The following is a 14,137-nucleotide window of genomic DNA, read 5'->3' as shown; positions in this document are numbered from 1 at the left end:
CACCGTCATGTCCGCCACGCAGTCCGGCAAGACCGCGTATCACAGCCAGCGGCCTGCTTCGCAGCGCCGCCAGCCATACAGCACACAGGGAGAGCTTGCTACATGAAGAAGACACTACTGGTCGCCGCGATGCTCGCGGGCGGCGCGACGACGGCGCATGCCCAGAGCAGCGTTTCCATCTACGGCCTGATCGACCTCGGCCTGACCTACTATTCCAGCGCCCCCAAGAGCGGCGGCGGTGGCGCCAGACTGCTGCGCATGGATAGCGGCATCGCCCAGGGCAGCCGCATCGGCTTCAAGGGGACCGAAGACCTGGGCGGCGGCATGAATGCCTTCTTCACGCTGGAAACCGGCTTCGGCGCCGATGACGGCAGCCTGGGCCAGGGCGGGCTCCTGTTCGGCCGCCAATCCTTCGTCGGCCTGGGCAGCACGCAATGGGGTTCGCTCAGCGTGGGCCGCCAGTACGACTTCATGGCCAACATCGGCGGCCAGTACGCCATGGGCGCATTGTCGCCGGCCGGCTCCTTCGGCTGGGGCCTGCATGCCGACGCGGCGCACGGCACGGCGCTGAACAACCACATCTATGCGGGCGATCGCACCAACAACTCGATCAAGTACAACAGCGCCAAGTTCGGCGGCTTCAGCTTCGGGGCGATGGTCGGCCTGGGCGAGACCGCTGGCAACAACAATGCCGGTCGCACCGTCAGCGCCACTGGCCAGTACGACAACGGCCCCTTCAGCGGCGCGCTGGCCTACACCGACATCAAGGACAGCACCGGCAGCTTCTCCACCCGCATCTACGGTGGCGGTGCGCGCTACCAGATCGGCGCCTTCACGCCCTTCGGCGTGGTCACCCAGGTCAAGAACACCAATACCAGCGCCAAGGCCACTACCTATGAACTGGGTACGGTCTATGCGTTGACGCCGCTGTGGGATCTGGCCGCCGCCTACCAGTTCCAGAAGCGCAACCAGGGCGTGGGCAATGCCCAGGCCCTGGTGGCCACGGTGGACTACAAGATCTCCAAACGCACCGATCTCTACGTGGGCGCGGTCTATGACCGCGACAAGGGCTACAACGCCTATCCGGTCTTCGGCGGCGGCATCCAGTCCGCCACCGGCAACCAGACCGCGCTGCGCCTGGGCATGCGTCATCGCTTCTGACGCTGCTGTTGCCACATCCGGCGGTCATGACGACGGCTGCAGCAGCCTCAGCTGCTGCGGCCGTATTGCTGCAGCAGGTCGATGACGATCTGGCGCAACCAGCTGTTGCCGGCGTCATGGTCGAAGGACTGGTGCCAGTGCAGCGTGACCTCGACCACGGGAATGTTGACCGGCAACTGGTAGGAGACGAACACCCCCGGATGTTCGCTATGGAAGAGCCGGGCGATGCGCGCCGGCACGGTGGCCACCAGGTCGGACTTGCCGAGGATGCGCGGCAGCACCGTGAAGTGCGGAATGGAAAGGCTGATGCGGCGCTGCACGCCCAGCTTCTGGAAGGAATTCTCGACCTGGTGGTGGCTGCTCTCGGCCGACTCCACCAGCACATGCGACATCGCCAGGAATTCATCGAGCTCCAGCTGGGCGCGCTGCGGCAAGCCATCGCGCTGACGCATCAGGCAGACATAGGTCTCGCGGAACAGCAGTTCGTGACAAGTCACGGGCTTCAAGGCCGGCAGGTTGCCGAAGGCGAAGTCGAGCTGGCCGGTGCGCAGCGCTTCTTCCAGATGGGCCGGCGGCACCTGCTCGACCTGCAGACGCACGTCCGGCGCCTGGGCCGTCAGGATTTCGCACAGGTCCGGCAGGAACATCATCTCGGCCACATCCGTCATCGAGGCGCGAAACACCCGCGTGCTCTGGGCCGGGTCGAAGCGCTCGGTATAGCGCAGCGCATCCTGCACGGCCTGCAAGGCTCGGTTGATGGGCTTGGCCAGTTCCAGCGCGGCCGGGGTGGGCTGCATGCCTTCCTTGGTACGGATGAACAGCGGGTCGTCGAAGATCTGCCGCAAGCGCCCCAGCGCATAGCTCACCGCCGGCTGCGACAGGTGCAGGCGATTGCCCGCCAGCGTCAGGCTGCGTTCATCGGCAATGGCCTGGAAGACGCGCAGCAGGTTCAGGTCCATGTTGTTGAAGGTCGCCATTGCAGTCTCCGGATGGGGTCGCTGGGGTCGCGAGGGGCCTGAGCCCGATAAAGGAAAGCGGCCATCACTATCCATGCCGCTTATGCGAAAAATATTTTACATCAATTTGATCTATTTTAAGGCGACTTTTAAAATGCTTCACATCAGCCAGGGAAACCGCCTGCATCCTGCGCCGGACGCGGATTGTCGGCCTGCAAGGCAACTTTTAGATGGATGCGCCATGACACCTCAGCCCAGTTCTACCCCGCGCCAGCCCGCCCCGCTGCCCAAGCGCAGCGGCCGCGCCGCCGTCGCCGCCCTGCAGCAGCAGGCGCGCATTGCCTGCCTGGGAGCGGCAGGATGAACGCCGCCACCCCACGCACCGTCCCCGGCACTGGCAACGCCCTGCTCTCGCGCTTTCACCTGGGCGGCAGCGGTCCTACGGTGGCCATCAAGGATTGCATCGACATCGCCGGCCAGCCCACCTGCGGCGGCAGCGCCGCGCTGGCCGATGCGCCGCCGGCCAGCGCCCATGCCGACGTAGTCGCCCGGCTGCTCGAGGCCGGCTGGCAGATCACCGCGCGCGCCAACATGCACGAGCTGGCCTATGGCATGACCGGCATCAATGAATGGAACGGCACCGCCGTCAATCCGCAAGATCCCGCGTGCATGACCGGCGGCTCCTCCAGCGGCTCGGCCTCGGCGGTCGGCGCGGGCCTGGTGGATGTGTCCATCGGCAGCGATACCGGCGGCTCGATCCGCCTGCCCGCCGCCTGCTGCGGCGTGATTGGCTTCAAGCCCAGCTTCGGGCGCGTCAGCCGCGCCGGCGCCTATCCGGCGCTCAGCAGCCTGGATTGCCTGGGACCGTTCTCACGCAGCATGGACCTCATCATCAGCGCCATGGCCAGCATCACGCCGGGCTTTGACCGCGCCGCCGCCAGCACGCCTGCGGCCCATGCGCGTGTGAAGCTGGTGACCGTGCAGGCCGATACCGAGATCGCCGAGGCGGTGGCCGCTGCCTTTGCCGCCAGCGGCTGGGAAGGTTCGCCCTGGACGCCGCAGCACATGCAGGCCGCCTTCGACGCCGGCATGACCCTCATCAACCGCGAGACCCACGACGCCTTCGGCCATCTGCTGGGCCTGGGCAAGCTGGGCGCCGATATCGAGAAACGCCTGTCGGCCGCAGCCAGCACCAGCGACGCGGCAGTCGCCCACGCCGAAACCGTGCGCACGGCCTTCAGCGCAGAGATCGACGCCGCCCTGGCCGATGCCGACGCCCTGCTGCTGCCCACCCTGCCGGCGCTGCCGCCGACGCTGGAAGCGATCCGCCAGGGGACATCGGTACTGATGCTGTCCTCGCTGGTGCGCCCCTTCAACCTGTCCGGCCATCCGGCGCTGAGCATTCCGGTGCCCATTGCCGGCAGCCCGCTCAAGGCCGGCCTGCAACTGGTCGGCCGCAAGGGTGAGGATGAACGCCTCTGCGCGCTGGGCCTGCATCTGGAACAGGTGCTCAAGCGCCTGCCCTGACGTTACCAGACCGTCACCAGACCGTAACAAGCTCGCAACAAGATCAACACCGACAACGACAGCAAGCCACTGGAGAAAGCCATGAACGCACCGCTACGCTTCCACCCGCGCAAGACCGATTCATCCTATGCCGACCTGGTCCAGGATGCGGTGGTGGATCCTTCGCTCTACACTGATCCGGCCCTCTTCGAAGCGGAGATGGACAAGATCTTCTACAAGACCTGGATCTGGGTCGCCCATGAAAGCGAGATCAAGAACCCCGGCGACTTCAAGACCGCCCAGATCGGCCGCCAGCCGGTCATCGTGGTGCGCGACAAGACCGGCAAGATCAACGTGCTGGAAAACCGTTGCCGCCATCGCGGCGCCACCGTCTGCGAAAAGCACAAGGGCAATGCCACCGGTTTCACCTGTCCTTACCACAGCTGGTCCTATGGCCTGGATGGCAAGCTGCGCGGCCTGCCCTATCCGGAAGGCTATGAAGACGTGATCGAGAAGGCCGACCTGCCGCTGCAAAGCCTGCGCTGCGAAAGCTACCACGGCATGATCTTCGCCTCCTTCAACCAGGAGATCGAACCGCTGTCGGACTTCCTCGGCCACGCCAAGAAGTGGATCGACCTGTTCATGAAGCAGGGCGCGGGCTTCCCCATCAAGGTGCAGGGCGAGCACAAGTTCAGCTTCAAGGGCAACTGGAAGATCCAGCTGGAAAACACCACCGATGGCTATCACTTCCCGGTGGTGCACAAGACCTTCCTGTCGTCGGTGGATGAAGAGACCTCCGAGATGCTCTCCTTCATGACCGATGATCAATCCATCACCCGCTCGCTGGGCAATGGCCATAGCGTCATGATCATGGTGCCCGAGCACGTGGACCTGGACGTGGATGACGGCAGCGAGCAATTGCAGGAACGCTTTGCCCATGTGACCGAAGAACTGTCCAAGACCATGCCGCCCGAACAGGTGCGCCGCATCGTGCGGTCGCTCCATGGCGCGGGCTTCAACCTGAACCTGTTCCCCAATGTGGCCATGTCGATGTCCTTCTTCCGGGTGCTGCATCCGGTGTCGGTGGGCGAGACGCAGATCCGCCACGTCGCCCTGGGCATGGATGGCGGACCCGAGATCGCCAACCGCGAACGCCTGCGCATCCACGAACACTTCCAGGGCCCGTTCGGCTTCGGCAGCCCCGATGACGCCGAAGCCTGGGAACGCGTGCAGGCCGGCTCCCACGCCGGCCGCGATGCGCCCATCCTGGTCAACCGCGGCCTGAACCGTGAGTGGGTGGACGACAACGGCGACAAGGTGTCGCACTCGACCGATGAAACCGGCATGCGCGAAGCCTATGCCATGTGGAAAAAGATGATGGAGAAGTGATCACCATGAGCCAACAAGACACCCTGCAAGGCCTCCCCGCACCGATGGCGCGCGCCATCGCCTTCATCTGGAAGGAAGCCGAACTGCTGGACCGCAAGGACTACGCCGCCTGGCAAGACCTGTGGAGCGAAGATGGCTACTACGTCGTGCCGATCGATCCGGAGACCACCGACTACGCCGCCACCCTGAACTACGCCTACGACAATGCCCACATGCGCAAGATCCGCATCGAGCGCCTGACCTCGGGGCATGCGATGTCGGCGGTGGATGCGGCGGCCACCGTGCGCACGGTCTCGCGCTTCGCGCCGGTGCATCTGTCGGAAGAACTGGTGGAAATCAATTCGGCCCAGGTGCTGGTGGGCTACAAGCGCCAGCAGCACACCATGTTCGTGGCCAATGTCACGCACCGCCTGCGCTTTACGCCGCAGGGTCCGAAGATCGAGCAGAAGGTGATCCGCCTGATCAACTCCATGGACAGCCTCAACGCCCTGGGCTTCCTGCTCTGAACTGCGGCACCGCAATCCGCATCGAACCGACGAGTAACCGACGAGTATTGGCCTCATGAAACTGATCGTAGACACCCTCACCGACGAAACCGGCGACATCCGTTCCTTCCGCCTGGTGCGCGCCGATGGCGCACCGCTGCCGGCCTATGAGCCGGGCGCGCACATCGACGTCACCGGGCCGACCGGGATCATGCGCCAATACTCGCTGTGCGGACCGTTGGAAGACCGTTGCGGCTACACCATCGCCGTCAAGCGCGAGAGCGCCTCGCGCGGCGGCTCGGCGGCGCTGCACGATGTGGTCAAGGCGGGCATGGAGCTGGAAGTGGGCACACCGCGCAACCTCTTCGCGCTTGACGCCAGCGCCCCGGAGCATCTGCTCTTTGGCGCCGGCATTGGCGTTACGCCCCTGCTGGCGATGGCCTATCGCCTGTGGGCCGAAGAGAAGCGCTTCACGCTGCACTACTTCGTGCGCGCGCGCGAACATGCGGCCTTTGCCGACCTGCTGGAGAATGCGCCCTTTGCCGCGCATGTGCGCTTCCACTATGCCGTCATGCCGGCGCAGATGGAGCATTACCTCACCGTCTGCCTGGAAGCCGGCAGCAAAGAAGCCCACGTCTACACCTGCGGCCCTGCGCCCTTCATGGACGCCGTGGTCAAGTGCGCGTCCGCCACGCGCAGCGAAGAGGCCATCCACCTGGAGCACTTCCAGGCCGCGCCGGCGGCCCCGGCTGCAGCGGGCGGCGATGGCGCCTTCGAGGTCAAGCTGGCCAGCTCGGGCAAGGTGGTGCAGATTCCGGTGGGCATTCCCATCGTCGACATCCTGGCGCGCGAGGGCATCGTCATCGATACTTCCTGCCGCGAAGGCATTTGCGGCACCTGCGTGGTGCCGCTGCTGGAGGGCGAACCGGATCATCGCGACAATTGCCTGTCCAAGAAGGAGAAGGCGGCCAATGACCAGATCTGCACTTGCGTCTCGCGGGCCAGGTCGGGGATGCTGGTGCTGGATCTCTGAGGCCCCATAGACCGTTCGGACTGAGTAGGCCCGCAGGGCCGTACGAAGGCGCAGCGCTGGTTGCGACCATGAATGCGTCTTCGATACGCCGCTGCGCGGCTACTCAGTCCGAACGGTATCGGGGTTGCATCGTCCCTATCTCCTTCCGTTCGGACTGAGTAGGCCCGCAGGGCCGTATCGAAGGCGCAGCGCTGGTTGCGGCCCTGGTGCGTCTTCGATACGCCGCTGCGCGGCTACTCAGTCCGAACGGTATCGGGGTTGCATCGTCCCTATCTCCTTCCGTTCGGACTGAGTAGGCCCGCAGGGCCGTATCGAAGGCGCAGCGCTGGTTGCGGCCCTGGTGCGTCTTCGATACGCCGCTGCGCGACGACTCAGTCCGAACGGTATAAGGACTGCATCGACTCCCTCTCTGTCCGAACGGTCTTTTTATTAAGCAAACAGACACGCGCAAAAGCATGAATGCCGTTCAGCATTACGCTGAACGGCATTCATCTTTGTATCCTTGCTAAAAGATTTACAGCGCTGTGCGCTTGACCTTATGGAACAACCGGTTGAAGTAGATGAGGCTATCCTTCTTCTCATTGACCTTGACCTCGGCCAGCTCGACGAACATGACGGAGTGAGTGCCCACTTCCTTGAACTCGCGGATGCGCCCCTGCAGTTTCACCAGCGCATCAGCCAGCACCGGCTGATCCAGTTCGCCCGGCTGCTCCCAGATATCCCAGGCGAAACGTTCCTCCATGGGGACCTTGGTTGCACCGGAGAAATGCATGGCCAGTTGTTCCAGTTCGTCCGAGAGCACGTTCACGCAGAGCCGCCCATTCTTCCTGAACACCTCATGCATGGCGCTGCTGCGGTTGATGCAGACCAGGATGGTGGGCGGCGTATCGGTGACCGAACACACCGCACTGGCGGTGATGCCGCAGCGGCCGCCCTCGCCGTTGGTGGTGATGATGGACACCGCCGCCGGCAGGTGCGCCATGGCATGACGGAATTCCAGCTGCTCCGGCGCCAGCGCTGGACGGGCCGCGCTGGCAGCGGAGGTGGATGGATGGACGGTGGCGGTTTGCACTGCGTTGGCGCTCATGGGGACTCCCTGGTTTGCACGCCGATGATGCACGGCGCTCGATAACAGCAGGTTAAGGCATGCCCATGGTGCAGACAATGCGTGCCACATGCCCGCCCCACCGGGGATTGCGGCAGACCATCTAGGTAAAAATACCTAGATCACACCCCCGGTGGCAGTGTTAAAGTGTCGCTGATCCCAAGAATTTCAGGCCTGTTTTTTGCATAGATCAAAACGTGGTGTTTTGATTTGTGCCGACCGGACCATCAAGAAATCGAGAGGGTCGGAAATAGCGCCGGTGCACACCGGCTCCATTTTGACGAGACGAGGAGTAATGATGGAAACCAACCCGCCGGTGGTCTACATCGTTGATGATGACGAAGCCGTGCGCACGTCGCTGGCCTGGCTGCTGAGCTCGGTCAACATCCGCACCGAATGCTTCGAAGGACCGGAAGCCTTTCTCAAGGCCTACGACGCCAACAGCCTGTCCTGCCTGATCCTGGATGTGCGCATGCCCGAGATCAGCGGCTTCCAGCTGCAGGATCGCTTGAAGGAGATCGGCGCCGACATTCCGGTGATCTTTGTCTCCGGACACGGCGACATCCCGATGTCGGTGCGCGCACTGCACAACGGCGCGGTCGACTTCCTGGAAAAACCCTACAACTCCCAGCAGATGCTGGAGCGCATCCAGATGACGCTCAAGCACGTGGCCGGCAACATGCAGGCCCGCACGCGTCGCCAGCAGCTCAAGGCGCGCCTGAAGACGCTGACCGCGCGTGAACGCGAGATCCTGGAAAAGGTCATCATGGGCCAGTCCAGCAAGCTCATCGCCCGCGAACTCAATATCAGCGTCAAGACGGTGGACGTGCATCGCGCCAGTGTGAAGGACAAGCTGGGCTGCCAGAGCACGGCCACGCTGGTGCGTGACGTGCTGATGGATTTCGGCAGCGACTTCCTGCGGCTGCCTAAGGCTGCATAAAGCTGCTTAAGGCTGCTTGAGGCTGCCCAAGGCAGCCTACCCCCGCCGAAACGCATCGCGCCGGCCCGGACGGGCCGGCGGCGGCTTTATGCTGCCTGCAGGGAGAAGAAGGCCACTGCCCGCTTCAGTTGCGCAGCCTGGTCTTCCAGCGACTTGGCGGCCGCCGCGGCTTGCTCCACGAGCGCGGCGTTCTGCTGGGTCACGCCATCCATCTGTCCCACGGCCTGGTTGACCTGGTGGATGCCTTCGGCCTGCTGGCGGCTGGCGGTACTGATCTCGCCCACCAGCGTATGCGCACCCTGCACGCTGCCCACCACTTCCTGCATGGTCTTGCCGGCCTGCTCCACCAGCGTGCTGCCGGCGCTGACCTTGCCCACCGAATCGTCGATGAGCTGCTTGATTTCCTTGGCCGCCGCCGCCGAACGCTGGGCCAGCGCCCGCACTTCGGAAGCCACCACCGCAAAGCCGCGCCCCTGCTCGCCGGCGCGGGCTGCTTCGACGGCGGCGTTCAGGGCCAGGATATTGGTCTGGAAGGCGATGCCATCGATCACCCCGATGATGTCCACGATCTTGCGCGAGGAATCATTGATGGTGGCCATGGTGGAGATCAACTGATCCATCACCGCGCCGCCCTGGCCCGCCACTGACGCGGCGGTGCTGACCAGTTCATTGGCCTGGTGCGCATTGTCGGAATTGGTGCGTACGCTGGAAGTCAGTTCTTCGATGGACGCCGCCGTCTGTTCCAGCGCGCCGGCCTGTTCTTCGGTCCGGGCCGAGAGATCCAGGTTGCCATTGGCGATCTCGCCGGAAGCCATGGCAATGCTGTCGGCGCCATGGCGCACGGTCGAGACCACGCCATGCAGGCGCTCGCTCATGCCTTGCAGCGACGCCACCAGCTGGCCCAGTTCGTCGCGCCCCATCGCCTGGGCGCGCGAGGTCAGGTCGCCTGCGGCAACGCGCTGGGAAATGGCCAGCGCCACATGCACGGGCCGGGTGATGCTGCGCGTGAGCAAGACCGCGAAGGCAATGCCGCACAGCAGGATCACCACTTCCAGCAGCATGATCTGGTGCTGGCTCGATGAGGCGTCCTGCTGGATCTGGGCGGAAATCTGGTCGATGCGGGCGCGCTCGAAGTCCAGCAGGGCGCGCATGGCGTCCTGGGTGGACTTGGCGATGCCCACATATTGCTTCTGGTAGAGCTCCTCGACCTGGGCCGCGTCGCCCTGCTTCTTGGCCGCGTAGATCTGGTCACGAATGGTCAGGAATTGTTTGCGCGCCACATTGATGGCCGCAAACATCTTCTTTTCTTCCTCGCTGGCCAGCAGTTGCTCCACATCCTTGAGGGTCTGGGCCGATTCCTTGCTGGAGGCCGCGGCCTCCTTGGCAAGGAAGGCTTCCAGTTCAGGATCGTGGCTCTTGACCACGGTGGTGGTGCGCTGGATGGCGATCAACAGCAGCGTGTTCCATTGCGAGACCAGGCGTTCGGTCTTGAGCGGCACGTCCATCATCTGCTGGGTCTGCACCGCCACGGTCTTGAGCCGCCATATCCCCACGGCCGCCACCACCATCGAAAACACCAGCACTACCGCAAAGCCCGCCCCCAGGCGCGAGCCGATACGTATGTCCTTGATCATTGATTCTTTCCATCGCTTCCGCGTTATTCCCGGCATCCCGGGGGACGGATCCCACCCTGCTTCCGTCCCAGCCGGCTTGCCCCCCATGCCGAGCTAGCAAGACTGGTGCCTGCGTTGCTGTCACGCAATCGATTCTAGAAGTGCCTTACGTTGCCGACTATATCAAAATTAAGAAATGTCCCATGCCGAAAAAGCAAGGCATAGCGGTAAAGCAGCGTGCAGCGTGGCGTGCAGAACACAGGGGAGATGAAAATGTTATGAAATAAAAAACATAAACATCTGTTGGCGACCTGCTCCAGCGTGGTCGAAACGCCACCTGAGCGCATCTCCGCCGAGGAAGCGGCAGTGCGATAAGTTGGGCACAATAGCACCTTCCCGCCGGCATTCCTTCCGCCCAGACTCCATGACCATCCCCTCCTCCCCACCCATCGCCCTGCTCCTGGCAGCTGGCCGCGGCAGCCGCTTCGATGCGCGCGAAGAGAAGCTGCTGCAAGCCTTCCCGCACCATGACGGACGGCCAGGCATGGTCGCCACTGCGGCCGCGGCCGCGTTGCTGGAGGTGATGCCGGTGCTGGCCGTGGTGCCCGGACCGGGCGCGCTGGCCGAGGCCCTGCGCGCGCAAGGCTGCGCGGTCTGCATGCCCGCGCCAGCGTCATCGCGGGAAATGAGCGCGTCCTTGCGATGCGGCGTGCAGCACAGCGCACAGGCCTCGGGCTGGCTGGTGGCGCTGGCCGACATGCCGTGCGTGGACCTGTCCACCCTCTGCCTGCTGCGCGACGCGCTGGCCGCCGGCGCGCCCATCGTGGCCCCGGTCATGCAGGGCCGGCGCGGCCACCCGGTCGGATTCGGACGCGCTCACCTGGACGCCCTGCTGGCCTTGCACGGCGACCAGGGCGCACGCGCCTTGCTGAAGACACATCCGGTGACGGAACTGGAGGTGATGGACGAGGGCATCTTTGCCGATGTGGATACGGCAGAGGATCTGCGCCGGGTGCGGGTGCTGGCGCAATCTCAGAGATGACAGATTCCCAGCCGACAGAATTTCCGGCCGCCTCTCAAAAGAACTTAATGAACTGCCGTGGCCAGTCAGCGCAGCAACAAAAAAAGCCACCGCATGCGGTGGCTCTCCTTGAACCGGCCAGAGGACTGGCGCGCAGTCTCCACTACTCCAGCGCACGATTGCGCGACTCCACATCCACGCAAAGAATGGCCACGGCGCCTGCCACCAGGAAGGCCGACAGCATCGCCAGCGCCAGCGTGAAATGGCTGGCCATGACGGGCGCCACGATGGCCGGGGCGAACAGGCCGCCAAAGCGGGCCACCGCGCCGGCCGTGCCCATGCCGCTGGCGCGCAGGTCGGTGGGATAGACCTCGGGCGTGAAGGCGTACAGCGCGGCCCAGGTACCCAGCAGGGAAAAACTCAACAACAGCGTGGAACCGACCACCAGCATGGGGTCCTTGCCCAGGCTGTAGAGCATGCAGCCCACCGCCGAGAGCACCAGGAAACCCACCAGCGTGGGCTTGCGGCCCCAGCGCTCCACCCCATAGGCCGACAACGCATAACCGGGTAACTGCACCAGCGCCAGGAAGATCAGGAAGATCTGGCCACGCATGAAACCGAAGCCTTCCGAACCCAGCTTGACCGGCAGATAGACGAACACCCCATAGTAGGCAATCGAGATCAAGCCCCAGGCCAGGTACAGCGACAGGCTGCGGCGGCGCAGGGCAGCCGAGAACAGCGCGCTCATGGGCTTGCGCTCCACCACCTCGGGTTGCAGCGGCGGGATCGGCGTGCTGCTGCCATTGACCTTGGCCACCCGCTCCAGCACCTGGCGCGCGGCGTCGGACTTGCCGCTGCGGTTGAGATACATCGGCGACTCCGGCACATAGAAGCGCAATACCACGCCCACCAGGGCCGGCAGGCCGGTGACGAAGAAGATCACGCGCCAGGCGTCATTGCCCCAGCTCACCGCCACCAGCGCCAGCACGGCCAGGCAGATGGTGCCGATGGCCCAGAACGATTCCAGCATCACCAGCCAGCGCCCGCGTCGCGCACTGGGCAGGAATTCGGCCATCATGGTGTAGTCCACCGGCAGCGTGCCGCCCACGCCGATCCCGGTCAGCAGGCGCAAGGCCAAGAGCCAGGTGAAATCAGGCGCGAAGGCCGAGGCCACGCCGAAGCAGGCATCGATCACCACCGCCCCCATGAGCACCGGACGGCGGCCGATGCGGTCGGCCAGGCGGCCAAAGACGAACGCGCCCAGCAGCATGCCGACAAAGAACATGGTGCCGGTCTGCAGTGCCTGCGGCACGGTCAGGCCGAAGGTCTTGGCGATGGTCGGCGCCGAGAAGCCGATGGACAGGACCTGCATCGCATCGGCCAGCCAGACCAGACCGAAGATGACGAACAAGCGATACTGGAACTTCCCGACCCCGGCGGCCTGTAGCCCCTGTTCCACTGACGCGGGTAGCGTGGACATGCAACTCTCCTCAAATGTTCAAAACGGCGCCAGGCGTCCTGGCTACCGTACCGGTGGTGACCGGCGACACGATGCAAGAGCCGGGCCTTCCTCGCTTTCCCTCGAAGCGGGCCCGGCGGTCAATCAACCAAGCGCTCAGGCGGCAGCCTTGCTGGGCGAGACCAGCGGCTCGGTGAAAACGTCGTAGCCAAAGCACCAGGACGGATCTTCATTGGTGCGCAGCCAGGTATTGTCATGCGAGATGCGCTGCACCTTGCTGGCGCGGGCGGCGCGATTGGCTTCGTAGAGCGCGAAGGCATCGGCGTAGTTGCTCACGCCCACTTCCTTGAAGCAGCGCGCCAGCATGGCGCCATCCTCGATGGCCATGGCGGCGCCCTGGGCCATGTGCGGCTTCATCGGGTGGCAGGCGTCGCCCAGCAGCACCAGACGGCCACGGCTCCACAGCGGCAGCGGATCGCGTTCCAGCAAGGACCACTTGGTCACTTCCACGGTCGCGTCCACCAGCGCCTGTACGGTCGGATGCCAGCCGTGGAAGGTCTCGCGCATTTCTTCCTTGCTCGAGGGCAGCCAGCGGTCGTTCAGATCCCATTTCTCCACCGGCACGCCGGTCACGTAGTAAAGCTCGTTGGCCTTGCTGGTGACGAAGTAGACCATCATGTGACGGTCATCGCTCCACCACTTCACGCAGGCATCGAAGGGCAGCATGCCGGCCTTGAGTTCGGGCGTGGGGAAGACCGCGCGGTGCGCCAGGTAGCCGGCGTACTTGGGCGGCTCCACCCCCAGCAGTTCTTCGCGGATGCGCGAGTTCACGCCATCGGCGCCGATGACGATATCGGCTTCTTCAGTAGTGCCATCGGCAAAGCTGAGGATCACCACATCGCCACGGTCCTCCACCTTGGTGAGGCACTTGCCGAAGCTCAGGCGCTCGCTGGGCAGCGCCTTGATCAGCAGCTCGTGGAAGTCGCCCCGGTGCACCGTCAGGTAGGACGCGCCATAGTGCTTGACCGCGTAGTCACCCAGCGGAATCTGCGCCAGCACGTCGCCAGTCTGCCAGTGACGGCTGTACCAGAAATCGGGACGGGAACCCTGGCGGTTCATCTCATCCTCGATGCCAATGCGGCGCAGCACCTTCATGACGTTGGGCCCAACGTGGATGCCCGCACCCAGGCGCGAGAAACCGGGCGCCTGCTCATAGACGCGCACATTGAAACCTTCCTGCAACAGCAGCGCGGCGGTTGCCGCACCACCCAAGCCAGCGCCGACGACGGCGATACGAGGGGAATTGGACACACTGATCTCCTTGCGAAATGGGGAAAAACCTACGACGAGAAATCCGGTACACGTCGAATTAAATACAGTGTACACACTCTATTTTTAAAAGAATAGATGTTTATCGAAGAGATTTTTCTTGCTGCATTGCAGTGCAATTTACGCCCATTAATAGGCAT

13 protein-coding genes are annotated in these 14,137 nt (G+C 64.1%); 8 read left to right on the top strand and 5 right to left on the bottom strand.

Annotation, left to right across the window (positions count from 1 at the left end):
- Positions 1-102 precede the first annotated feature (102 nt).
- Positions 103-1,161 carry a porin gene (locus tag ACP92_RS06710; protein ID WP_013233365.1) on the top strand — a complete coding sequence of 353 codons (1,059 nt, stop codon included), beginning with the start codon at positions 103-105 and terminating at the stop codon, positions 1,159-1,161.
- Positions 1,162-1,208: 47 nt separating this feature from the next.
- On the opposite strand, the gene ACP92_RS06705 is transcribed toward ACP92_RS06710, so the two are convergent.
- A complete protein-coding gene (locus ACP92_RS06705) occupies positions 1,209-2,138 on the bottom strand; it encodes a LysR family transcriptional regulator (RefSeq protein ID WP_013233364.1) in 930 nt (309 codons plus the stop codon).
- Between the two features lie 220 nt (positions 2,139-2,358).
- Between ACP92_RS06705 and ACP92_RS25170 the strand changes: the two genes are divergently transcribed.
- From ACP92_RS25170 to ACP92_RS06680, 5 genes are all read left to right on the top strand, one after another.
- The gene (locus tag ACP92_RS25170) at positions 2,359-2,481 is read left to right on the top strand and encodes a hypothetical protein (protein ID WP_269147548.1); all 123 of its coding nucleotides are present in this window, start codon (positions 2,359-2,361) and stop codon (positions 2,479-2,481) included.
- On the top strand, positions 2,478-3,644 hold the full coding sequence (locus ACP92_RS06695; RefSeq protein ID WP_013233363.1) for an amidase family protein: 1,167 nt from the start codon (positions 2,478-2,480) through the stop codon (positions 3,642-3,644). The genes ACP92_RS25170 and ACP92_RS06695 overlap by 4 nt, the downstream gene beginning before the upstream one ends.
- Positions 3,645-3,725: 81 nt before the next feature.
- Positions 3,726-5,012 (top strand): aromatic ring-hydroxylating oxygenase subunit alpha, encoded by a 1,287-nt coding sequence (locus ACP92_RS06690; RefSeq protein ID WP_013233362.1) that lies wholly within the window; start codon positions 3,726-3,728, stop codon positions 5,010-5,012.
- Positions 5,013-5,017: 5 nt separating this feature from the next.
- On the top strand, positions 5,018-5,518 hold the full coding sequence (locus ACP92_RS06685) for an aromatic-ring-hydroxylating dioxygenase subunit beta (RefSeq protein ID WP_013233361.1): 501 nt from the start codon (positions 5,018-5,020) through the stop codon (positions 5,516-5,518).
- Between the two features lie 55 nt (positions 5,519-5,573).
- Positions 5,574-6,530, top strand: coding sequence for a PDR/VanB family oxidoreductase (locus ACP92_RS06680; RefSeq protein ID WP_013233360.1), 957 nt, complete (start codon positions 5,574-5,576; stop codon positions 6,528-6,530).
- Positions 6,531-7,044: 514 nt separating this feature from the next.
- On the opposite strand, the gene hpaC is transcribed toward ACP92_RS06680, so the two are convergent.
- The gene (hpaC, locus tag ACP92_RS06675) at positions 7,045-7,617 is read right to left on the bottom strand and encodes a 4-hydroxyphenylacetate 3-monooxygenase, reductase component (protein ID WP_013233359.1); all 573 of its coding nucleotides are present in this window, start codon (positions 7,615-7,617) and stop codon (positions 7,045-7,047) included.
- 313 nt (positions 7,618-7,930) lie between these two features.
- Here hpaC and ACP92_RS06670 point away from each other — a divergent pair, with 313 nt between their 5' ends.
- Positions 7,931-8,575 (top strand): response regulator transcription factor, encoded by a 645-nt coding sequence (locus ACP92_RS06670; protein WP_013233358.1) that lies wholly within the window; start codon positions 7,931-7,933, stop codon positions 8,573-8,575.
- Positions 8,576-8,661: 86 nt separating this feature from the next.
- Here ACP92_RS06670 and ACP92_RS06665 read toward each other — a convergent pair whose 3' ends face one another.
- Entirely contained in the window at positions 8,662-10,209 is a 1,548-nt protein-coding gene (locus ACP92_RS06665; RefSeq protein WP_013233357.1) for a methyl-accepting chemotaxis protein, read from the bottom strand.
- Positions 10,210-10,612: 403 nt separating this feature from the next.
- On the opposite strand from ACP92_RS06665, the gene ACP92_RS06660 reads away from it, so the two are divergent.
- Positions 10,613-11,230, top strand: coding sequence for a nucleotidyltransferase family protein (locus ACP92_RS06660; RefSeq protein ID WP_013233356.1), 618 nt, complete (start codon positions 10,613-10,615; stop codon positions 11,228-11,230).
- Positions 11,231-11,372: 142 nt separating this feature from the next.
- Here the strand turns inward: ACP92_RS06660 and ACP92_RS06655 are convergent, their stop codons facing one another.
- Together ACP92_RS06655 and ACP92_RS06650 are read right to left on the bottom strand one after the other, a co-directional pair.
- Complete coding sequence (locus ACP92_RS06655; RefSeq protein ID WP_013233355.1) at positions 11,373-12,689, bottom strand: MFS transporter; 1,317 nt, start codon at positions 12,687-12,689, stop codon at positions 11,373-11,375.
- Between the two features lie 135 nt (positions 12,690-12,824).
- Complete coding sequence (locus ACP92_RS06650) at positions 12,825-13,979, bottom strand: FAD-dependent monooxygenase (protein ID WP_013233354.1); 1,155 nt, start codon at positions 13,977-13,979, stop codon at positions 12,825-12,827.
- Positions 13,980-14,137 lie beyond the last annotated feature (158 nt).

The organism is Herbaspirillum seropedicae (assembly GCF_001040945.1).
GTDB classification, from domain to species: Bacteria; Pseudomonadota; Gammaproteobacteria; order Burkholderiales; family Burkholderiaceae_D; genus Herbaspirillum; species Herbaspirillum seropedicae.
The sequence above is the reverse complement of the archived record's forward strand: the minus strand, read 5'-3'. Positions and strand labels throughout refer to the sequence as shown.